Raw genomic sequence first — 23,203 nt, 5'->3', positions numbered from 1 at the left:
CCTTGGTTTTCCTAGTTGCCAAGGAGCGGGGCTGTTGCTGTGCCTGCTGTTATTGCTGCGCGTGTAGATGCTAGAAGTTGGGCGGCTGAGGCGCCCGCAGGCGGAGTAGCGCCGGGAACGCCGCGGCACAAAAACATACGAAAGCGGGGCGGGTATCAGTTGATACCCGCCCCGCTTCGTTAGGGGGGTGCGCTCAGAGCCTAGACCTTGAAATCGTTGCTGCTACCGGAGCTAGAGCCACCGGAGCCGCCACCGCTGGACTTGCTTGCCGAAGCCGATGAGGAGGGACCCTCAAAGACCTTGCGGAATTGGTCGCTGTACTGGGACACGAAGTACTCGCGGCTAGTCACGCGCCACTTGCCCTCGGCGTACACCACATAGATAACGACATCCAGGGTGCTTGCCTTCTGAACCTCACCGGTGCCCTTCTGGTAGATGGTGTATTCCTTGACGACATCCCGGCAGGGGAACGCCACAACAGCCAAATCGGAAGAGGCAAGAGCCTTCCCGTCCTTATCGTCACGGATGCTCAGCTTGCTCTCGTAGTCCTTAGTCCAACCGCCCGCGGCGTAGAGCTTAGCAATAGCCTTCAGATTGTTGACCAGACCGCTGTCAGCGCCGTGGACCAGACCCTTGAGGTACTGCAGATCGCCGCTGTACATCGCGGCAATGTACGCGCTCTGGTAAGCGGCCAGGGTCTTGTAGGCGCCCTCGAGACTGACGGTACGCTGAGCCACCGTATCAATGACCGGAATCGGAACGTTCTTCGCGGGGGAGGTGTCGGTCGGCTCAACATAGTGCGCAATGGCGGGCTTGTACTCGTACTTGACGTCGCCAATGTACTTCTTATAGTCCTTCAAGAACTCGTCGGACGGAATAATCTTCGCGTTGTTGCGGCTTGACGAGGACGAAGACGAAGCGGATGCCGAAGCCGAGGCAGACTCAGAAGGCGAAGCCGACGCAGACGCCGAGGGGGAAGCGGAGGCGCTCGGGGAGCCGGAGAAAGTGTCGCCGCTACCGGTGGGGCGAATATCCTTGTTGAAAGCGCATCCGGCTAGAGCCAAAGCACCGGCGGTCAGACCGCCAAAAAGAACGGCGCGGCGGGTCAATCCGTTTCGGTCGTTAGCAGAGAAGCTGGCGTGTGCACTCGGCCGGAAGGACATGGTATCTCCTGAAAGTGGTTGATTGAGGTAGCTCGCTTCACAACGCTGTGATGCGCACGAAAGGATCCGCCTCATCGTTTTTGTATGGTGCTCGGTACAGGGGGGGGTACCGGGATACGGGTGTGCCGGAGCGTGAACTGCGGCGGTATGAAGTATCCACTTCTTACTATAGAAGACTGGTTTTAAAACTTCGTCAAAAAACCCTGGACATTGTCTTTAAGACGTAATAACCCAAAGTCGGTGAGGTGCAGGGGAAACTGTGCCTCAACGACTTTGGGCTAGTGCGTATGAAATTGATGAAACGGGGCTAGTTTAGACCTTGCCGGATTTAGACCTTAGTGGAGCCGCGACCCGAGGACGAAGAACCGCTAGAACCGGCAGAACTGGAACCTCCGGAGCCAGAAGAGGCGGAAGAGCCCTTGCCGCCATTCAGACGCTCGTTCAGATAATCGTTGCCGATTCGCCACCACTTACCCTCGGTGTAGAGCATCACGTGCGGAATGGCCACCTGAGTAATCGCCGGTATCTTGCGCTCGGTGCCGTCCGGCTGATGGATGGCGGTGGCAGAATACTTGGCGTCCATCATGATTTCTACGTAGCCGTCACCGTTCTTCAGGGCGGTTCGAGGCTCCGTATTCCGCATGGAAATGCTGCACGTGAAGTCCATGTACCAGCCGTTCTGCTCATACAGTTCCTTGACTGCTTTAACCTCGTCGATAGCGCTCTTGTCTGCCGGGTAGGTCAGCTCAATCGCCTGATCTGCATAGTGGCCATCCTTGAGTGCGGTAATCTGAGCACTGTAGTAGGCACGCAACGTCTCGTAGGCGCCCTGGAAGGTCGGTTCTTCACGGTGGGGAACGGTCTTGAGGGGCTTGGGTACGTTCTTCGCAGGGGAAGAATCCGTTGCGGGCTGGTACTCGCCCATGTATTCGCCGGTCAGCTTCAGAGGGCCGGGGTACTTTTCCCAACCCTCAACGAGCGCATCCTTAGATACGGGTACGCGTGCCGCGCTGGACGAGCTGCTCTTAGCGCTTGCTGATGCGGTCGCCGAAGCAGACTGTGAAGCAGACGGCGAACTAGACGCAGAAGCGGTTGCGCTCGCGGAAGGGGTGGGGGAGCCGACCTTAACCTTCGCCTCTTCGCTCAGCGGGCGAATATCGGAGGCGCAACCGGCCATGAGGGAAACCGCGCCACCGAGCAGCAGGGTACGGCGGCTCATAAGGCGGGAAACGGCGGAACGGGTGCTCGAAGAGGGTGAGAGCATCGGTGAACTCCTTGATTATTCCCGAGGCGGGCTCGGGGCACCCGGCGGCGGGCGCGTGGTTGTATGGCGTGTTGGGTGAGGCTGCATAGAGGGGTGAAACCTTGCGTTGTCTGCCGTGGTTTCAGACCCCGTCAGGTATATTCCCTGCCCGGAAGGAGCCTCGGGTGCGTACACGCTGCTGGTGGAGCGAACGGATACGCTATGAACTCATCGTTGAGACTGCTATGTTCACACCCCGGTGAGAGGGTAGATGCTATCGAATCATCATTGATGTGTTGCACGATTCATTTTAGACTATTTTGAGTTCAAAATGCACGAAAATACACCTTAGTAATCCCTGATAGTTTAATAGACATATAAGGTACCGGTAGTTATAAAGTGCAGTTTGCGCACCTCGGCAGCCAGGCATGGTGGCGCAGTGAGGGTGAGGAACCTAGGTTCCAATAAGTGATTTTAGTCATATTTTCACGGGTACCGTGAGGGGCGCTTTCGGTGGCGCTACACAAAAACAGGTGGGGGAGAGGGGTGACTCCCTTCTAGTGTTTTGAGTGCCAAGCACTCCCGAGAAGGTGGCGAAAATACCCGATTCAATAAGGGGAAACCCGCTCGACAATCCCCAAATATGCACTCTATTCACCCGCTATGCATTGCTGAATCATTCAGAAAAACCGGTTCCCACACGGGGTGTTGAAGAGATGAAAACGTACAGAGGTGAATATCTAGTGGAATTACATCGGTGTTCACCCCATATCTTGTGGTTACACTGACTGTAGCCCCATGGGCTCCCTCGAAAAAATCGAAACCCACTTAAAGCAACACTGGGGGAATGTAAAAACATACATCCTTAAACACGCCCGAGTGCGGGGTGAGGTAAGACCCCTTAAACCCCCTACTCGCTCTAAATATCGCCGAACGAAGAACCATTCTGTTTTGTACCCCCAGTGTCGGCGCATCCGAAAAGTACTGTTCAAACCCACACCCCGCGGGGTTGCATACAGACACAAAAGCCACATAAACTATTAGTGTTTGCAACGACCCGGCCATCACCGGCGAGCAATTCGGAAGAACGGACCGCACCTGCGGGCACCCGCCAATCGCTGCGGCGAGGGTGTCTTAGCGGAAGAGATGTAGTCCCAGTAGAACCGGACGGTTAAGCCCGATATAGCTGTAATAAGCGACTGATACCCGCCCAACGCGCCGCTCTTCCGGTGGCTAGGTATCGCGGACACGCGACGCCACGTAGCCCCGGGAGGGTTCGGTGCGTTGAGCTGTTAAATCAGTAAGCAAGGTGGTACCGCGCCGCATCCCGACCCCGGCACAGCCCGGGCAAGTCAGCGATGCCCAGGCGTCCTTGCACCCGTCATGTCAATCCTCACCCGCTGAAACGGTGCGGACGACGAGTGCTACGTACCCTGTCGCCCAGCCTCTCAGCGTTGAGAACAACAGATAAGGGCGCACAAACACATGTCCCATGTTTACCCCAAGGCGAGCGCCTTCGAAGCCGCAGGAAGCGGCGTCACCGCATCGCCCAAGTTCCCCGCACTCGAAGAGGCAGTCCTCGACTACTGGAAGAAGGACAACACCTTCTCCGCATCCGTCGAGAACCGCCCCGCAGGCGAAAACGGCGAAAACGAATTCGTCTTCTACGACGGCCCTCCCTTCGCTAACGGCCTGCCCCACTACGGCCACCTGCTCACCGGCTACGCCAAGGACCTCGTCGCACGCTACCAGACTCAGCGCGGCCACAAGGTAGAACGCCGCTTCGGCTGGGACACCCACGGCCTGCCCGCAGAACTCGAGGCAATGAAGCAGCTCGGCATGACCGACAAGCGCGAAATCCTCGAAATGGGCATCGACAACTTCAACGACGCTGCCCGCGCATCCGTGCTCAAGTACACCAACGAGTGGGAAAAGTACGTCACCCGCCAGGCACGCTGGGTCGACTTCGAAAACGACTACAAGACCCTGAACGTCGAGTACATGGAGTCCGTCATCTGGGCGTTCAAGCGCCTCTACGACAAGGGCCTGACCTACCAGGGCTTCCGCGTGCTGCCCTACTGCTGGAAGGACGAGACCCCCCTCTCCAACCACGAGCTGCGCATGGACGACGACGTGTACAAGGACCGCCAGGACCAGACCGTCACCGTCGCATTCCGCCTCACCGCAGACACCGCCCTCGGTGCTGACGAGAAGGTCGCCGCAGAACTCGACGGCGTCGAAGCACTCGCATGGACCACCACCCCCTGGACCCTGCCCACCAACCAGGCGCTCGCCGTTGGACCCGAGATTGAATACTCCGTTGTACCCGGCGCAGGCAAGTTCGAGGGCCGCTCCTTCCTGATTGCCTCCGAGTTGCTTGGCTCCTACGCCAAGGACCTCGGCTACGAAGGCGACCAGCCCGAAAAGGACGCAGCCGCAGCCGTCACCGCACGCTACACCGGCTCCCAGCTCGAGCACGTACGCTACACCCCGCTCTGGGACTACTTCGCAGACGCCGAAAAGTGGGGCACCGAAACCTCCTGGCAGATCCTCGTCGCTGACTACGTCACCACTGGTGACGGTACCGGCATCGTCCACCAGGCACCCGCCTACGGTGAAGACGACCAGAAGGTCTGTGAAGGCTACGGCATCCCCGTGATCCTCTCCCTCGACGAAGGCGCAAAGTTCCTGAACCTCTTCGCTGAGCCCACCGCCTCCGGCTCCACCGCCCTGGCTGAGATTGCAGGCGTGCAGGCATTCGACGCGAACCGCACCATCATCAACGCCCTCAAGGCAGACGATGTGCTGATCCGTGAGAAGTCCTACGTGCACTCCTACCCGCACTGCTGGCGCTGCCGCACCCCGCTCATCTACCGTGCAATCACCTCCTGGTACGTGAAGGTCACCGACTTCAAGGACCGCATGTACGAGCTGAACAAGCAGATCAACTGGATCCCGGAAAACGTGAAGTACGGCCAGTTCGGCAAGTGGGTTGAGAATGCACGCGACTGGTCCATCTCCCGTAACCGCTTCTGGGGTTCCCCGATTCCCGTGTGGGTTTCGGACGACCCGAACTACCCGCGCATGGACGTGTACGGCTCCCTCGAAGAGCTCAAGGCAGACTTCGGCCGCCTGCCCCTGAACAAGGACGGCGAACCCGATCTGCACCGACCGTACATTGACGAGCTGACCCGCCCGAACCCGGACGACCCGACCGGCAAGTCCACCATGCGCCGCGTGGAAGACGTGCTCGACGTCTGGTTCGACTCCGGCTCCATGCCCTACGCACAGGTGCACTACCCCTTCGAGAACCAGGAATGGTTCGAGAACCACTACCCGGCAGACTTCATCGTCGAGTACATTGGTCAGACCCGCGGCTGGTTCTACGTGCTGCACGTACTGGCGACCGCGCTCTTCGACCGCCCCGCGTTCAAGAACGTCATCAGCCACGGTATTGTGCTCGGCTCGGACGGTCAGAAGATGTCCAAGTCCCTGCGTAACTACCCGGACGTCTCTGAGGTCCTCGACCGCGACGGCTCCGACGCGATGCGCTGGTTCCTGATGTCCTCCCCGATCCTGCGCGGCGGCAACCTGATTGTGACCGAGCAGGGCATCCGCGAGGGTGTTCGCCAGGTCATGCTGCCGCTGTGGAACGTCTACCACTTCTTCGCCCTGTACGCTAACGCCGCCAACAACGGCGAAGGCTACAGCGCAAAGCTCAAGTACGACTCGCAGCACGTGATGGACCGTTTCATCCTCGGCAAGACCCGCGAACTCATCGAGCAGGTCACCGCAGCGATGGACTCCTACGACATCTGGAACGCCTGCGAATCCCTGCGCCAGTACGCCGACGCACTGACCAACTGGTACGTGCGCCGCTCCCGCGAGCGCTTCTTCAACGAAGACACCGACGCATTCGACACCCTCTACACCGCACTGGTGACCGTGTCGAAGGTCGCCGCATCCCTGCTGCCGCTCAGCAGCGAGGAAATCTACCGCGGCCTCACCGGTGAACGCTCCGTGCACCTGGCTGACTGGCCCGAGGCGTCCGCCTTCGCTGATGAGTCCGACCTGTTGGCTCTCATGCAGACCGTGCGTGAGGTCTGCTCCGCCGGTTCGGCACTGCGCAAGGAAAAGAAGATTCGCGTGCGCCAGCCGCTGCAGAAGATGACCGTGGCGATCGCACCCGAGCAGTTCGCAGCCCTGGGTACTGCTTTCGGCGAGAAGGGCGCGGAGTACTTCGCGAACATCGTCGAGGACGAGCTGAACCTGCGCCAGGTGGAGCTGGTCAGCGCCGACACCGTCGACCCCGCCGACTACGGCATCTCCCAGCAGCTGAAGGTCAACGCACGTGCGGCAGGCCCCCGCCTGGGCAAGCAGGTGCAGGTTGCCATTAAGGCATCCAAGTCCGGTGACTGGACCGTGACCGAGGACGGTACCGTCCTGGTCGGCGTGGCAGCTCTGGACGGCGGCCTGGCTCTGGAAGAGGGCGAATACGAGCTGGCAACCGTGGTTGCCGCTGACGCTGAGGGTGCTGAGCACACTGCGGCTGCGGTTCTGCCCGGCGGCTTCCTGGTCCTCAACATTGAGCTGACCGACGAGCTGGTTGCCGAGGGTATCGCCCGCGACACCATCCGCGCTATTCAGCAGGCACGTAAGGACGCCGACCTGAACGTTGCGGACCGCATCAACCTGAGCATCGTGGCACCGGAGGAAACTCTGGCAGCTCTGCGCACCAACGAAGCACTGGTGACCGGCGAAACCCTCGCGGTGTCCCTGCAGCTGAGCGAAGCAGCCGAGCTGAGCATTAGCGTAGCCAAGGCATAAAACGCCTGAACCGTACGGCCGTCCCGCCCCCTTCACGGGCGGGGCGGCCCGTCGTCTATCCCGCCACACGGCGGGCCCCTGCCGGCATCGACCGGCTATCCCAGTGAGGAGAACAATGAGCGAGAAGAATTACCCCGCAATTCCCGACCCCGAGGGCGTGGAGCGGGTCTACGGTGAACTGCTGGCGCGAGCACCCGAAAACAAGATGGCGCCTCGCCTGGACGCCGTGGCGCGTGCCGTCGAAATCCTTGGCGACGTGCACCGTGCCGCGCCGGTCATCCACATCACCGGCACGAACGGCAAGACCAGCACCGCCCGCATGATTGAGGCGCTGCTGCTCGGCCACGACCTGCGCGTGGGCCGCTTTACCAGCCCGCACCTCGAAAGCGTCACCGAGCGTATCTGCATTAACGGCGCACCCGTACCGGATGCCACCTTCGTGCGCATTTGGGAGGAAATCGCCCCCTACCTGCAGATTGTGGACGCGGAGATGACCTCCCGCGGCGAGCCCGCCCTGACATTCTTCGAGTCCGTTACCGTGCTCGCCTTCGCGATTTTCGCGGACGAGCCGGTGGACGTGGTGGTGCTCGAGGTCGGCATCGGCGGCACCTGGGACTCCACGAACGTTGCCGACGGCGTGGTTTCTGTGGTCACCCCGATCGGTCTGGACCACACCGATATGCTCGGTGATACCCTCGCCGAGATTGCGACCGAAAAGTCCGGCATCATCAAGCCCGGCGGCTTCCTGGTTTCTGCAGCACAGGACCCGGAAGCGGCGGACGTGCTGCTCTCCTCCGCTCGTGAGAAGGAAGCATCCTTCGCCTTCGAGGGCGTGGAGTTCGGCATTGTCTCCCGTGAGCTTGCGGTCGGCGGTCAGCTGCTGACCCTGCGCGGCCTGGCGGGGGAGTACCCGGATGTGCCGCTGTCCCTGCACGGTGCGCATCAGGCGCAGAACGCAGTGGTGGCTCTCGCCGCCGTGGAGGCGTTCTTCGGCGGTCAGCGTCAGCTGCCCGAGGACGTGGTGCGTACCGCGTTTGAGACGGTGCGCTCGCCGGGCCGTCTGGAGGTTGTGCGCACCGAGCCACTGACCATCCTGGATGCGGGCCACAACCCGCACGGTGTGCGTGCTTCCGCGGCTGCGCTGACCGAGGCGTTCAAGCTGTCGCACCTGCATTCCGTGGTCGGTATTTTGGGTGAGAAGGATGCTCTGGGCATGTTTGAGACCATGCGCGAAGAGTACGTGGACGCTTCTGACGGTACCTTCCGCCTGTACCTGGCGGCGTCGGATTCGCCGCGTGCGATTGCGCCGGAGCGTCTGCACGAGCTGGCGCTGGACGCTGGCATTGATGAAGACTCAATCGAGGTGTTTGAGCACCTGGATGAGGCAATTGCCACCGCCATGGAGAACGCCCTCTTTGAGCAGGAGTCGGCGGGTGTGCTGATTACCGGTTCGATTACGGTCATCGGTGAGGCGCGTACCCTGCTGGCGGCGCATGAGCAGGCGAAGACCCCCGGCGCTGAGGCTGAGGAGCTGCCGGATGAGCTGGGCACCGAGGGTGCGTATGCGGGTTCTGCGGGCGCGGCGTCAGCTTCGACCCTGGCTGCCGCGGCGGCTGCGGCTGCCTCTGCTGAGCCGGATGAGCTGCTGGACGGCATCATGGCTGAGCTGGGTGGCGAGTCTGCGGCGGGTTCTTCGCTGGAGGATTCGCTGGGTCTGCCGCTGGGCGATTCGTACACCGATGATTTCTTCGGTGACGACGATTCCGAGGACGATGCGGATCACTAAGGTGACCTGTTGAGGTTGCAGACATGAGGCGGGGTGCCGCCCCTAGTTGGTTTTACCGGCTGGGGGAGTGGCGCCTCGCTTTTTCGTGCCTCCGCTTTTTTGTGCCTCTGCCCTCGTGCTCTGTCCTCATGCTCCCACTCGAACGCATGATTTCTCACGTGTTCCCATGGGCTCTCACCTAACCCCAATCGCGCGAGTTTGACCGGCATCATCCGCCCTCACCCACCCAAAAAATCGAAAAGAACGAAAATTTTGGGCACCGGGGTCCCAAAACCGGGCACGCCTTGGCGTCACGGTGCTATATTCGCTGAGGCGCCGGCCCCAATGTCTGAGGCCGCACCAACACACCCGCACACATACGCATACCAGTGACGGTATGCCACATAGCGAAAGGCACCCATCATGCCCGCACCTTTCACCGATTTGATTGGCACCGATTCGTTCACGGAGACGCTGCGTCAGGAGAACCTCGCCACCTGGCTTTCCGCCACGAATCACCGCTTTGTTGCTGAGCTTTTTGACGGCTCAATCGCCCCGCAGGTCATGGCGGGGTACCTGGTGCAGGACTACCGTTTCCTCGATACCTTCCTCGCCCTGATTGGTGGCGCGATTGCTAACGCTGATACTCTCGCGGGTCGCCTGCGCTTGGCGCAGTTTGCCGGCGAGATTGCGGGCGATGAGAACACCTACTTCCTGCGTTGTTTTGAGACTCTGGGCGTGACTGAGCATCAGCGTAACTCCATGCCCGATACGGAGGCGACCACCGGCTTCAAGCGTCTCTTCCTCGACGCGGCGGCAAGCGGCAGCTACGCGGCGATCCTGTCGGTGCTGGTGGTTTGCGAGGGGCTGTACCTGGATTGGGCGTCGAAGGCTCCCGCCAAGCGTCCTGAATCTTTTGTGCACCACGAGTGGATTACCCTGCACGACTACCCGGAGTTCCGTGAGCTGGTTGATTTCCTGCGCCGCGAACTGGACCGTGTGGGCCCGTCGGATGCGCAGCGTGCCCGCGAGTTCTTTAGCCGCGCGGTGGAGCTGGAGCAACTGTTCTTTGACGAGTCGTACACCCACCCGCTGCCCTAGGTAATACCGCCCTAAGTGATGCCCCGGATAAAGCCCTAGAAATATCCCGTTGAAACCCTCGGTAGGTTCCGCTCGCCGCTGAATTGCGGGCGCCTCCCGGGGGTTTTTGCGTGCTGAAGACGCACTGAAAGCGCCCGGAGCTAGCCCCGAAAGTGCCCTGAAAACGCGCCCACCTGTGTAAAATAGCACGTCATAAAACGGAACATATAGGCTGATGGCGTGCCATTTGGCGGTGTGAGAGGCTAGGATAAATGAGGTACCGCTTCCGGGGTGCTGGCTATGCCGCGCCGGTAAGTATCACCGTAAAACACTATCTAAAGGAGTCGTATGAGTACCGCCGCATCGAGTACTACCGAGCCCACCCACGCTGAAAAAGAAGCGCAGCACGGGCACACGGGAACCCCGGGCAGCTACTCAGACCGACAGCTCGGATTCTGGCTGGTTGGCGCCGGCCTGATCGCACTCATTTCTTCAGCGATTCTGGTGTACGAGCGCCTGCAGATTTACATTGATGCCGGCCACTCCACGGTCTGCGATATCAACGCCCTGCTCAGCTGCGGCACGGTGATGCGCACCCCGCAGGCGGAAGCTTTCGGCTTCCCGAACCCGTTCATTGGTCTGGTGGGCTTCTCGATTGTGGTGACTATCGGTGCCGCAATCATGGCGGGTGCACAGTTTAAGAAGTGGTTCTGGGTGTGCATGAACATTGGTTTGGCTGCGGCGACCGCCTTCATTATGTGGCTGTGGTACCAGACGACGTTCCAGATTAATGCCCTGTGCCTGTTCTGCATGATCGTGTGGGTTATGACCATCACGCTTTTTGTGAAGACTACGGTCCGCAATATTTCGGCGGGTGTTATTCCGGCATCGCAGTCGATGCGTGAGAGCGCTCGCGGCTGGTCGTGGTTTGCGATTAGCCTGTGGTTGATCCTGATTTTCGGCATTATTGTGATCCGCTTCTTTGAGGTCATTGTGAATATGATGCGCTAAGCAGTTGAGGGCTGATGCCCCGAACGTGCAACGCCCCGGTGCCTGTTGGTGCCGGGGCGTTGTTGCGTCTGCGGGCGGGTGAGGCTGCGCAGAATATGCCGGGCTGGGGCGCTGGGCTGGGGCGCCTGGTAGCGGGGGAGGCGCCGGTGACTTTGCCGGTGACGGTCAGCGGGGAGGCGGCGCGGGTGCGTATAATGGTCAGGTATATTCTTGAGCGGCGTCAGCCGGAGCCGTCCGCGGGTTTTGCCTGCGGCGTCGGCTGCCCGCCGTTCTGCTGGACACTAGATTCTTGATACCCCTTCGAGGAGAACCGTGAAGACTGCCGGAATTGCCGCAATGGGCGCTGCTGCCGTTATTTTTTTGACTGCCCTGCTGTTGCTGACCGCCGGTCACTTCTCGCTGCTGTGGGTGATTCTGCTGGTGGTTTCTCCGTTTGTTTTCATTCTGGGCGTTCCGTTTGCGACCGGTTCCGGTCCGGAGTACCTGCCGACCGACCCGAAGCTTGCTCAGCAGGCTCGTGAGGCGCGCGATGCGGAGCTGGGTCTGAACTAGTCCCTCCTCTCAAGAACTTTTGAAGCCGGGTGGTGCGTAGTGGCACGCCCGGCTTTGCTGTGCCCGCTATGGTGCTCGCCGCAGTATGCCGCGCATCCGACTGGGAAGTGATGCCTGGATTAGGGGCCCTGGGTGGCTTAGAGGCACCCTCTACCGGGTATAATGAAAGACGGTGTCTTGTGCGCCCCGCACGCGCATGAAGATCCCCACCAACGCATCGAGGGAGAGTACCCGATGAGCGCCGGCTATAAGCCGCGGAGCATAACTGTCGCACCGCGCGTGCCGCCCGCCTCGGCGAAGAAACCCGAAGACCGGCAGGGCACCCAGGAAGGGTGTGAGCGTGCCGTGCTCGAGAGCGAGGTGGCTGTGACCGTCGCGGCGCGCTCTGCGTTCCGCCCGCTCGCCCCCTACGGCAGAAGCACTGAATGAGATAGTGCCCGCGAAGAACGCGCACCGTAGGGTGAGGCTTGAGCCGCGGTGGCAGCAACTAGGCTTTGCGCTGTATGCGCGCTGTTAAAATCCTTGCGGTGCGGAGCAGGGTGTAACGAAAGAAGATTAATGTCTGACGAGAAGAACGTCGAACTTGGGGTTTTTGAGGCGCTGAACGCCCTCGCGGAGGAGAAGAACGCCTCTGCAGAGACCCGTGAAACTCTGCGTAAGAATGTTCGTGAGAGCTCTGACGCCCAGCAGGGTACTGAGCGTCGCCGTCCGGGTCGCCCGAAGAAGGAGAAAGCTCCTGAGGTTCCCCTGGATGAGGCGATTGCTGCTGGCCTGACCAACCTGCGTAATGCGAAGGCTAAGCACGCGCCGGCACCGAAGGTTGCCGCTCCCGTTGCGTCTGAGACTGAGGTTGCTTCTACTCTGGATAGCCTGTTTGCGGCTGCTGAGAAGAAGGCGGCTGAGCCTGCTGTTGAGGAGAAGACCGCTAAGGTCGAGACCGTCGAGAAGACCGCGAAGGTTGAAGAGGTCGCCAAGGTTGAGAAGGTCGCTAAGACCGAGACCGTGGAGAAGACCGCCAAGGTCGAAGAGATCGCCAAGGTCGAGAAGGTGACCAAGGCAGAAAAGACCGAAGAAGCCGCAGAAGAGACTGCCGAAGCTGAATTCGTTGAGGGCGAGGCCGCCGCGGAGACCGAGGTTGCTGCCGAGGCTGAGGAGGCCGCCGAGAAACAGGCTGAGAACACTGAGGCTGACTCCGCAGAGGCAGAGCCCGCAGCAGAAGAGTCTGCTGAGGAGTCCGCAGCTGAGGAGCCCGCAGCTGAGGAGCCCGCAGAAGCTCCCGAGCCCGTGAAGACCATTAGCGACCTGCAGCGCGAGAAGCTGCAGGAGCTGCGCTCGCGTACCCCCATGGGTGCGATGCCGCTGTTCATGGCGCCCGAGCCGGAGGAGCTGAGCGAGCTCGCTGTTGCCGCCAAGCTGGAGCGTGAAGCGCGCCGCGCCGCTGCTGAGGAGCAGAAGCGTAAGGAGCGCATGGAGCGCCGCCGCGAGGAGGCTGCCGCTGAGGCTGAGGTGACGAGCCACCGTCGCCGTCGCCGTCGCCGCGGTACCGAGGATATTGAGATTGAGGGCGGCGTTGATGATGACGTTGAGACCGTCACCAAGGTGCGTGCGCCGCGCCTGGCTGACTCTCACGCATCCAACACCGTGACCGGTGTGCGCGGTTCTACCCGCCTGGAGGCGAAGCGTGTGCGCCGCCGCGAGTCCCGTTCGCTGGGTCGCCGCCGCCACATTGTGACTGAGGCTGAGTTCCTGGCTCGCCGCGAGTCCGTGGACCGTCAGATGCTGGTTCGTCAGAAGGACGGCCGCATCCAGATTGGCGTGCTTGAGGATGGCGTGCTGGCTGAGCACTTCGTGTCCAAGACTCAGCAGGATTCCCTGATTGGCAACGTGTACCTGGGTAAGGTTCAGAACGTTCTGCCGTCCATGGAAGCTGCGTTCGTTGACATTGGCCGCGGCCGCAACGCTGTGCTGTACGCGGGCGAGGTCAACTGGGATGTGACCGGCCTGGACGGTGCACCCCGCAAGATTGAGAACGCCCTGAAGCCCGGCGATTCGGTGCTGGTGCAGGTCACCAAGGACCCGATTGGTCACAAGGGTGCCCGCCTGACCAGCCAGGTTTCCCTGCCCGGTCGCTTCCTGGTGTACGTGCCGGGTGGTTCGATGACCGGTATTTCCCGCAAGCTGCCCGACACCGAGCGTGCTCGTCTGAAGAAGATTCTGAAGGACAAGCTGCCCGAGGGTGCTGGCGTGATTGTTCGTACCGCGGCGGAGGGTGCTTCTGAGGAGGAGCTGACCCACGACATTAACCGTCTGCGTGCGCAGTGGGAAGAGATTCAGGAGAAGGCTAACTCCCGCAAGGTGCTGGCTCCGGAGATGCTCTACCAGGAGCCCGACCTGATGATTAAGACCGTGCGTGATGTCTTCAACGAGGACTTCACCGCGATGATCGTTCAGGGCGAGAACGCCTGGGATTCCATCGAGGCGTACGTGACGTACGTGGCGCCGGACCTGGTTTCCCGCCTGCAGCAGTGGGATGGCGATGACGACCTCTTCGACCACTACCGCATCAACGAGCAGCTGGCGAAGGCACTGGACCGTAAGGTGTACCTGCCTTCGGGGGGTTCGCTGGTGATTGACCGCACCGAAGCCATGACCGTGGTGGACGTGAACACCGGTAAGTTCACCGGTAGCGGCGGCAACCTGGAAGAGACCGTCACCAAGAACAACCTGGAAGCTGCTGAGGAGATTGTCCGTCAGCTGCGTCTGCGCGACATCGGCGGCATTATCGTCATTGACTTCATTGACATGGTGCTTGAGTCGAACCGTGACCTGGTTCTGCGTCGCCTGATTGAGTGCCTGGGCCGTGACCGCACCAAGCACCAGGTGGCTGAGGTGACCTCGCTGGGTCTGGTTCAGATGACCCGTAAGCGTCTGGGTACCGGTCTGCTTGAGGTCTTCTCGGAGCCCTGTGAGCAGTGTGCTGGCCGTGGCCTGATTGTGCACGATCAGCCGCTGAGCGGTCGTAGCGGTGGCGCGTCAGATTACATCCACCGTCACGAGCGTAATGACCGTAAGCGTGCCCGTGCGGCTGCTCGCGAGGATTCTCGTGACCAGCAGAAGCAGGACGCCCTGGAGTCGAAGAAGGCTGAGCGCCGTAACGCTATGGCTGCGGTGGCTGCCGCGTCCGCTCAGGCTGATGAGGCTTCGGAGGAGACCACTTCGACCCGTAAGAAGCGTAAGCGCCGTAAGCGTTCGCGCCGCGCGGAGACCGCTGAGCTGTCGCTTGAGCAGGAGATTCAGGGTATTGCCGAGGCTGCCAGCGAGCAGGCTCACGCGGAGGTTGCTCAGCGTGAGGACAAGGTCGCTGAGGTGACCGGCGGTAACTGGATTGGCGAGCAGGGCGGTTTCTCCCTGGAGCAGCTGGCGAGCGCGTTCGACCGTGTGGAGGAATCCGCTGAGGATTCTTCGAAGGGCTCTGACCAGGAGCGTTCTGCAGAGGACCGTTCGGAGGAGCGTCGTTCGTCCAAGCGTGGCGAGAAGAAGTCTTCTCGTAACCGCCAGCGCCGCGAGCTGACCGATGCGGATATTGCCGCTGTGGAGGATTCCGGTGCGGGTGCGCTGGAGGACGAGCACCACGTTGACCCGGAGCTCGACCCGCGCTTTAGCCGCTCTTCGGATCGTTTCGAGGCGATTCGCGCTGGCGAGGCGAAGGCTCGTGCTTCTCAGAAGGCTGGCCGTCTTGCCCGCACTGAGGGTGAGTCGTTCCGTTCGAACCGCGAGGATCGTGCGGCGAAGCGTCAGAACCGCGAGCAGCAGAACGCTGAGGCAACCTCCGAGAAGGCTCAGGAGTCCAAGCGTGTTGAGCGTGAGGATCTGCGCATTGAGGATGTCCGCGAGACTCCGCGTGCGTCCCGCCGCCGTGCGCGTCGTGCCGCTGATGAGAAGCGTGCCGAGAAGGCTGCTGAGCAGAGCGTGGCAACTGAGCAGAATGTGGCATCTGAGCAGGCACCCGCAAAGGATGGTAAAGTTGAGAAGTCCGCGAAGACTGAGTCTCGCCCGGTGGTGACCGGCGTGATTGGTGCTCCGGCTGTGACCGGTGTGATCGGTTCGGCTCCTGCCGCAGTTGAGGCTGAGGCTCCGGTTGAGGAGGCTCAGAAGCCTGCGGCTCAGGTGCCGGGTTCAACCCCGCGTAAGCGTCGCACTCGCCGTGCGGCGTCGAGCGCTGGTGCTGGTGCTAAGGTAGTAACTGTTGACGCTTCCGAGCGTGCTGAGGGTTCCGTGGTTGCTTCCGCTTCTGTTGCGGATGTGGCTCCGGTGGCTGATGACGCTTCGGCTCCTGTCTTGTTCGGCATTGGCGTTGCCGCTGCCGATATTAAGCGTGAAGGTAAGGACGATTAGTCTTTAGCTTCCGATCATCGGAATTCCGATGGTGTGTATGTTGCGCCCCGGCGGGGTGGAGTAATCCACCTCGCCGGGGTTTTTATGCCCGGTCTACCTGCGGTGTATCTGCCGGGGTTGAGTAGTATCACGTGCCGACTTCGTGCGTTCCGCAAATTTATCTATTGCGCGGCGCGTAGATCATGCCGTATCCTTAAGGACTGGTGTTTATCTCAGTGAAGCCCTATCGACGCAGGGCCAGCGGGAGACACCGCTCCCACCCGCATCGTCTTCGGCGCGGTCGAGTATTCGGCTGAGGTTGGAACGTGCGGGAGAGAGACACCACCGGTGAGCCTCGCGTGTTGGCTTCGGCGGGCAATCCCGTCGGAACGCACGGGCCGTTCCTCCTTGTTCGCGGTCATTTGACTGGCGGGGGAGGGCGCACAGCAATGAAAGCGCAGGCTGCTCATTCGTGTGAGATTCAAGAAGCAAGTTGTCGAGAAAAGTGAGTCCCATAGTGGCATACGCGATTGTACGCGCTGGCGGCCGCCAGGAGAAGGTTTCCGTAGGCGACCTCGTTACCCTTGACCGTGTTGCAGGCGAGCCCGGCAGCACCATCGAGCTGCCCGTGCTGCTGCTCGTCGACGGTGACAAGGTCACCGCTGACGCAAAGTCCCTGGCTTCCGCCAAGGTTGTTGCTGAGAAGGTTGAGGACCTGCGCGGTCCGAAGATCGTTATTCAGAAGTACAAGAACAAGACTGGTTACAAGAAGCGTCAGGGCTTCCGCGCCGAGCTGACCACCGTCAAGATTACCGCTATCAACGCGTAATCGAAACGACCGGAATTCAACCCTAAGGTAGGAATACAGAATGGCACACAAGAAGGGCGCAAGCTCCACCCGTAACGGCCGTGACTCGAACCCCCAGTACCTCGGTGTTAAGCGCTACGGCGGCCAGTCCGTCAACGCAGGCGAGATTCTCGTTCGCCAGCGCGGCACCCACTTCCACCCCGGCCTGAACGTTGGCCGCGGTGGCGACGACACCCTGTTCGCTCTGGCAGCAGGCACCGTCGAATTCGGTACCCGCAAGGGCCGCAAGGTCGTTAACATCCTGGCAGCAGCTGAGTAATACTCACCGCTAGGGCAGAGGGGGTAGGCGTTAGTCTACCCCCTCTCGCTATGACCTCGAATGCCGTGGATGCCCGCCTGTGCTGGGCTCCACGATGAGGCGCACCCCAACCCGGTCGCGCCTGCCGCCGCATCCGCAGCATGATTGGTGTGTGCCGTGCGGTGGCGAAGTGAAGATTTTCCAAGATAAGGAGAACCCGTGGCAGAGTTCGTGGACCGCGTGGTCTTGCATGTATCTGGCGGTCGCGGAGGTAACGGCTGCGTCTCCGTGCGACGTGAAAAGTTTAAGCCCCTGGGCGGCCCTAACGGCGGTAACGGTGGTAATGGTGGCGCGGTGATTCTGCGCGTGGATAACCAGACCACGACCCTGTTGGAGTACCACCACAGCCCGCATCAGCACGCCCCGAATGGCGATATTGGTCGTGGCGATATGCACCACGGCTTCAACGGTGAGGACCTGATTCTGACCGTGCCGCAGGGTACTGTGGTGAAGGACCGCGAGGGTAATGTTTTGGCTGACCTGCTGCGTGTGGGCGACGAGTATGTTGCTGCCCGCGGCGGTATGGGCGGTCTGGGTAACGCTGCGTTGGCTTCGGCTAAGCGTAAGGCCCCCGGTTTTGCTCTGTTGGGCACTCCCGGTGAAGAGGCTGATATTGTTCTGGAGCTCAAGTCCATTGCGGATGTGGCTCTGGTGGGTTACCCCTCGGCGGGTAAGTCTTCGTTGATTGCTGCGATTTCTGCGGCGCGTCCGAAGATTGCTGATTACCCGTTCACCACCCTAATCCCGAACCTGGGTGTGGTGCAGGCGGGCGATGTTCGCTACACCGTGGCGGATGTTCCGGGTCTGATTGAGGGGGCTTCGGAGGGGCGCGGTCTGGGTCACCGCTTCCTGCGCCATGTGGAGCGTTCTTCGGCTCTGGTGCACGTGATTGACTGCGCTACTTTGGAGCCGGGCCGCGACCCGATCAGTGACTTTGAGGTGATCCGCGGCGAGCTGCAGAACTATGAGGTTGACCCGACTGCGGGTGTGACCGTGCCGCTGCATGAGCGTCCGCAGATTGTGGTGCTCAATAAGATTGACGTTCCTGAGGCTCGTGAGCTGGCGGAGTTTGTTCGCCCCGAGTTTGAGGAGATGGGCTTCAAGGTCTTCGAGATTTCGACTGCATCCCATGAGGGCCTGAAGCCTCTCATCTTCGCGATGGCGAAGCTTGTGGAGGAGGACCGCGCCGCCCGCGCCGCTGCCGAGAAGGAAGCGGAGCGCGTGGTTGTTGAGGCTCCTGTGGTTCACCCGAAGGGCTTCCGCGGTAAGAAGAAGCAGGAGTTCATTATTCGCCGCGAGGAGCGTAACCTTGAGCCGCTGTTCCGTGTGATTGGTGAGAAGCCTGAGCGTTGGATTCAGCAGACTGACTTCAATAATGATGAGGCTGTCGGTTACCTGGCGGACCGTCTGGCGCGTCTGGGTGTTGAGGATGAGCTGTTCAAGGCTGGTGCTCGTGCCGGTGACGCCGTGGTGATTGGTGAGAACGACAACTCGGTCATCTTCGATTGGGAGCCGACCATGGTCGGTGGCGCCGAGCTGCTGTCCTCCCCGCGTGGTACCGACGCTCGTCTGGAAGAGATTATTCGCCCGACTCGTGCGCAGAAGCGTGTGGAGTACAAGGAGCGCATGGACGCGAAGGCGGAGGCTCGTGCCGAGCTGGAGTCCGAGCGTGTTGCAGGCGTGTGGACCGAGTCGGTCGAGTACCGCAAGAAGCTGAAGGAAGGCAAGGTCGACGAGAATATCGACATGCCGAATGTTGACGACTAATAGCTCAGCGTTAGCTGTTGCCTGGCTGAGGCTTGGTCGTTAGGTATTGGCGCCGCGTGCCGGGGTTCGCTCCGGTGCGCGGCGCTCTTTCTTCCTGACGCTTTGACTGCCTTTTACGCAGCCTCTTGCACTGGTTTCGCGCGTCGGAACATGCGGGTGGGCGTGTGGGTGGGCGTGTGGGTGGGCGTGCTGGCTGGGTATTCCACTGGCGGCTTAGCTCACCCCCGTCATTTCGGTGTTTTTGACCGTAAGAAGGTAGCATAGAGGGGAATGTACGCGGGCACCGTTTTCGGTGTTGCGTACCTTCTGTGTACCTGCCCGCATCCGCCCTGGGGTGGCTCTTGAGTTGCCTTGGTGCGGTCTCTGTCCCCAGCAAGGACGGCATTTGTGACTGACCAGCCTGTTCACCTTGATTTTGGTGCTCCGAGCACCGAGTCGATTCCCCCGCGCACTCCCGGTCGGGTGCGTCTGGGTGTGATGGGTGGAACCTTCGACCCGATTCACCACGGACACCTGGTGGCAGCTAGTGAAGTTGCCGCCGTGTTCGACCTGGACGAGGTCGTGTTCGTTCCGACCGGTCAGCCCTGGCAGAAGGTGGGGGAGCGGCACGTGAGTGACGCTGAGCATCGCTACCTGATGACGGTGATTGCGACCGCGTCGAACCCGCGTTTTACAGTGAGCCGTATTGATATTGACCGTGGCGGCGCCACGTACACCTTTGATACGCTTAACGAGCTGAGCGCCCTGCGCCCGGATGCTGACCTGTTCTTCATTACCGGTGCGGATGCGATTAGCCAGATTATGACCTGGCGTAACGCCCATAAGCTGTGGGATTTGGCGACTTTTGTGGGTGTGACCCGCCCCGATCATGAGCTGGATCCGCCGCTGGCAGAGGGTCGTCATATTACGACCCTGAAGATTCCTGCGATGGCGATTTCTTCGACTGATATTCGTCGCCGCGCAGCTGAAGACGCCCCCATCTGGTACCTGGTGCCCGATGGTGTGGTGCAGTACATTGCTAAGTATGGCCTGTACAAGAAGGACGCTTTGACGGCGTACCGTGACGGCTTGCCCCGCGTGAAGGAAGAGTCTGGGCAGGCACCCCAATCGACGAATAATGAGGGAACACATGAGTGAAGCTACGGGTTCGAAGCCCTATAGCGAGGACGAAGCGTACCTCTACGAGACGTACGTGACCGAGGACGGCATTGAGGTGCCGCCGCCTACTAAGGTGATGGGTCCGCGTCGTCTTGCCCGCTACCGTGAAGAAGTTGCCGAGTACCTGCGTGCAGCCCGCCGCGGTGAGCCCGCGAAGCCTGTTGCGAACATGGGCTCCGTGATTCATGCGGGTGCTATTGACCCGCAGGTTCTGGCTGTTCAGCGTCGTTTTGCGGCGCTGGCGGCTCAGGGCAAGATTGAGACTGAGGCGAACGATGAGGAGAAGCTGCACGAACCTGCTCCTCTGACCAGTAGCCTGCGTGTTCTGCGCCCCGAGGAGATTGCGCAGAACCGTGTGGATGCGACCAGCCCCTCCGCGGTGGATAACCCGATGACTTCTTCGATCCCGGTCATTGCCGTGGTTAAGGAGGAGGAGCCGGAGCCCAAGCTGCACCAGTACCTGGTGCGCGATGAGCCGAAGGTTGAGGAGCTGGATAGCTCCGTCGCTGAGGTCGAGGAGACCGAGGTTGCTTCCGTTGAGGAAGAGACCGTTAAGGTTGCTGAGGTTGAAGAGTCGGCTGACGAGCTGCCCACCCGCGTGAGCGCCGTGAACGCGCAGGGTCTTGACCTGAGCGTGCTGGATAGCGCCTCCGCTGGTGACACCGTGGATTCGGTGGACGGCGACCCGACTGTTGCTCTGAGCCCGGATGAGGTGGAGGAGCTGTTGCAGCGCATGGTGGATCGTCAGGATCCCGAAGAGTCTGCTGCCCTGGTTGAAGAGGTCACCGAGGAAGCCGAAGAGTCTGAGGAAGCCGCGAAGGACGCTGAGTCTAAGTCTGCTGAGTCGAAGTCTGCTCCGGTACCTTCCGCTGAGGCTTCCAAGGAAGCTGAGGAAGAGTCCGCTTCTAAGAGCGCTGTTGAGAAGGCTGAAGAGGTTCTGCAGCCTGCGCAGAAGGCCTCCCTGGCGTGGCTGTGGATTGTGCTGCTGCTCGCCCTGGTCGTTGTTGGTCTGATTATGATTTTTGGCCCTAAGTAGGCCGTGAACAATGCACCCCTGTTGCGGGTGCTGCCGGCGGGTGTTCTGCCGGCAAGGAAGGAAAATATGACTGCTGCACAGTCCTCGATTGAGGCTCTGCGCATTGCCGCCCGCGCTGCGGAGGAGAAGCAGGGAACGAACCTGTTCGCTGTGGATGCATCCGACGCGATGGGTCTGATTGATGGCTTCCTGGTGGTTTCTGCCCACAATGAGCGCCTCGTGAACGCTGTTGCGGATGAGGTTGAGGACGCTCTGCGTGAGCAGGCTGATCTGAAGCCGGTCCGCCGTGAGGGTCGTTCCTCGGGTCGTTGGATTCTGCTGGACTTCGGCGATATTGTCGTGCACGTTCAGCATGAGGAGGACCGCGAGTTCTACGCTCTGGATCGTCTGTGGGCTGAGGCTCCGCGTATTGAGCTGGGCGTTGAGAACGAGGCTCCCTTCGACATTGAGGGTGAGACTGAGGAAGATGCTGCACGCATCATTCCCGCTCAGGATGAGGCGTAAGCTTCTGCTTGATTTTTAGCTGATGAGGGGTGGGCTCTGCTGGCGTTGTATGGTGCCGCGGGGGCCGCCCTTCTTGCTTAGCCGCCGGGAACTTTTTTGGAGTTTTGGGGGCGCTGGTTTGCATCGCTGTCCGTGGTGTGTGTAATATATTCATGTTGCCTCGTTGAGGTCACTAACAGAATATGGGGATATGGCGCAGCTGGTAGCGCACCTGCATGGCATGCAGGGGGTCAGGGGTTCAAGTCCCCTTATCTCCACGTTTTCCTCGGTTGAGGAGCTTATCGCCCGGTTCTTGTGAATCGGGCGATTTTGCTATTCACTGATAACTCTCGATAGTCAACAACGCAGTTCATAGTTGAGGAGAAGCGCATGGGATCGCACGCACATCACGGCCACCACGGGCATCACCATGGGCACGACCATTCGCATGCCCCGAGCCCGGAGGACGCCGCCTCGATGCGTCCGCGCCTGCTGATTGCGTTCAGTTTGGCGGTCGTTATTGTGCTGGCGCAGGCGATCGGTTCGTTGGTCACCGGAAGTCTCGCGCTGCTGACTGATACGGCGCATGCTGTTACGGATGCCTCGGGTCTACTGGTGGCGTTGACGGCGGCTTCGCTCATGACGCGCCCGGCAACGTCCCGCCGCACGTGGGGTTTTCGCCGTATTGAGGTGCTGGCGGCGCTGGGTCAGTCGGTGCTGCTGCTGGCGGTGGGTATCTATACGGCGGTGGAGGGTGTGCATCGTCTGTTCGCCCCGCCGGAGGTGCCCGGCACCGAGCTGCTGATCTTTGGTGTGGTTGGTCTGGTGGCGAACGCTATTGGTATTGCGGTGCTGGCTACGGCGAGGAACGCGAACTTCAATATGCGTGCTGCGTTCCTGGAGGTGCTCAATGACGCCCTGGGTTCGCTGGGTGTGATTGCAGCGGCTATCGTGATTTGGCTGACCGGCTTCTACCAGGCGGACGCCCTGGCGGGTCTGTTCATTGCGGCACTGATTGTGCCGCGTGCGATGCGCCTGATGAGGCAGACGACTGCGGTGCTCATGGAGTTCACTCCTGACGGTCTGGATTTGGATGCGATGCGTGAGCACATGTTGCGCGTTGAGGGCGTTGTAGAGGTGCACGATGTGCACGCCTCGATGGTGGCGACCGGTCTGCCGGTGGTGACCGCGCACGTGGTGGTTGCCGATTCTTGCTTCCATGACGGGTCTGCGGTGACGATTTTGGACCGTATCCGCTCCTGCGTGGCGACCCATTTTGAGGTGTCGGTGGAGCATTCAACCTTCCAGCTGGAGACTGCCGAGTTGGGTGGCCGTGAGCCGGCTTCGATTCGCCACCCGTAGGCTGGCTTGCGTAAGTTTTGCTCGTAGGTTTTGCCCGGGCTTCGTCGGCGGTTCTGCCCGCCGCGGTAAATTACGGCAGAAAACGGCATGCCAGAACAGGTACCAGAGCCTGAAATAGCGGGGGAGAAGTGACCGTTATATTTGGTGGCTTCAACACGCAAAAGATACACTCTTTAGGGAGCAAAAGGTGCTCCTCACCCACACACTTTGACAGGT

At 60.7% G+C, this 23,203-nt stretch carries 15 protein-coding genes and 1 tRNA gene; 14 read left to right on the top strand and 2 right to left on the bottom strand.

The features are described from left to right. Nucleotides 1-200: 200 nt before the first annotated feature. Both QZ822_RS01080 and QZ822_RS01075 read right to left on the bottom strand, forming a co-directional pair. Nucleotides 201-1,163, bottom strand: a complete 963-nt coding sequence (locus tag QZ822_RS01080) for a DUF6318 family protein (protein WP_294641942.1) — start codon at nt 1,161-1,163, stop codon at nt 201-203. A 328-nt stretch (nt 1,164-1,491) separates the two neighbouring features. After that, nucleotides 1,492-2,427, bottom strand: coding sequence for a DUF6318 family protein (locus QZ822_RS01075; protein ID WP_294641940.1), 936 nt, complete (start codon nt 2,425-2,427; stop codon nt 1,492-1,494). 1,464 nt (nt 2,428-3,891) lie between these two features. Between QZ822_RS01075 and ileS the strand changes: the two genes are divergently transcribed. The 14 genes from ileS to QZ822_RS01005 all read left to right on the top strand — a co-directional run bounded on the left by ileS (nt 3,892) and on the right by QZ822_RS01005 (nt 22,987). Continuing rightward, nucleotides 3,892-7,233 carry an isoleucine--tRNA ligase gene (ileS, locus tag QZ822_RS01070; protein ID WP_294641938.1) on the top strand — a complete coding sequence of 1,114 codons (3,342 nt, stop codon included), beginning with the start codon at nt 3,892-3,894 and terminating at the stop codon, nt 7,231-7,233. A 115-nt stretch (nt 7,234-7,348) separates the two neighbouring features. Next, nucleotides 7,349-9,019 carry a folylpolyglutamate synthase/dihydrofolate synthase family protein gene (locus tag QZ822_RS01065; protein WP_294641936.1) on the top strand — a complete coding sequence of 557 codons (1,671 nt, stop codon included), beginning with the start codon at nt 7,349-7,351 and terminating at the stop codon, nt 9,017-9,019. 402 nt (nt 9,020-9,421) lie between these two features. Then, on the top strand, nt 9,422-10,099 hold the full coding sequence (locus QZ822_RS01060; protein WP_294641934.1) for a TenA family protein: 678 nt from the start codon (nt 9,422-9,424) through the stop codon (nt 10,097-10,099). A 327-nt stretch (nt 10,100-10,426) separates the two neighbouring features. Next, on the top strand, nt 10,427-11,089 hold the full coding sequence (locus tag QZ822_RS01055; RefSeq protein ID WP_294625629.1) for a vitamin K epoxide reductase family protein: 663 nt from the start codon (nt 10,427-10,429) through the stop codon (nt 11,087-11,089). A gap of 312 nt (nt 11,090-11,401) precedes the next feature. Continuing rightward, a complete protein-coding gene (locus tag QZ822_RS01050; RefSeq protein WP_012903409.1) occupies nt 11,402-11,641 on the top strand; it encodes a hypothetical protein in 240 nt (79 codons plus the stop codon). 558 nt (nt 11,642-12,199) lie between these two features. Next, nucleotides 12,200-16,036 (top strand): Rne/Rng family ribonuclease, encoded by a 3,837-nt coding sequence (locus QZ822_RS01045; protein ID WP_294641933.1) that lies wholly within the window; start codon nt 12,200-12,202, stop codon nt 16,034-16,036. Nucleotides 16,037-16,532: 496 nt separating this feature from the next. Next, complete coding sequence (gene rplU, locus QZ822_RS01040) at nt 16,533-16,844, top strand: 50S ribosomal protein L21 (RefSeq protein ID WP_005505764.1); 312 nt, start codon at nt 16,533-16,535, stop codon at nt 16,842-16,844. A 40-nt stretch (nt 16,845-16,884) separates the two neighbouring features. Then, entirely contained in the window at nt 16,885-17,142 is a 258-nt protein-coding gene (gene rpmA, locus QZ822_RS01035) for a 50S ribosomal protein L27 (protein ID WP_005505766.1), read from the top strand. A gap of 198 nt (nt 17,143-17,340) precedes the next feature. Beyond that, nucleotides 17,341-18,948, top strand: coding sequence for a GTPase ObgE (obgE, locus tag QZ822_RS01030; protein WP_294641932.1), 1,608 nt, complete (start codon nt 17,341-17,343; stop codon nt 18,946-18,948). Nucleotides 18,949-19,335: 387 nt separating this feature from the next. Then, a complete protein-coding gene (gene nadD, locus QZ822_RS01025; protein WP_294628040.1) occupies nt 19,336-20,085 on the top strand; it encodes a nicotinate-nucleotide adenylyltransferase in 750 nt (249 codons plus the stop codon). After that, complete coding sequence (locus tag QZ822_RS01020) at nt 20,078-21,142, top strand: sulfite reductase subunit alpha (protein ID WP_294641930.1); 1,065 nt, start codon at nt 20,078-20,080, stop codon at nt 21,140-21,142. Before nadD ends, QZ822_RS01020 begins: the two co-directional genes overlap by 8 nt. 66 nt (nt 21,143-21,208) lie before the next feature. Then, complete coding sequence (gene rsfS, locus QZ822_RS01015; protein WP_005505774.1) at nt 21,209-21,646, top strand: ribosome silencing factor; 438 nt, start codon at nt 21,209-21,211, stop codon at nt 21,644-21,646. A gap of 184 nt (nt 21,647-21,830) precedes the next feature. Continuing rightward, a tRNA-Ala gene (locus QZ822_RS01010) sits at nt 21,831-21,903 on the top strand. A gap of 112 nt (nt 21,904-22,015) precedes the next feature. Further along, the gene (locus QZ822_RS01005) at nt 22,016-22,987 is read left to right on the top strand and encodes a cation diffusion facilitator family transporter (protein WP_294641928.1); all 972 of its coding nucleotides are present in this window, start codon (nt 22,016-22,018) and stop codon (nt 22,985-22,987) included. Nucleotides 22,988-23,203: the final 216 nt, after the last annotated feature.

This window comes from uncultured Rothia sp. (genome assembly GCF_916715725.1).
GTDB lineage: Bacteria > Actinomycetota > Actinomycetes > Actinomycetales > Micrococcaceae > Rothia.
This window is presented reverse-complemented; position numbering and strand designations above follow the sequence as displayed.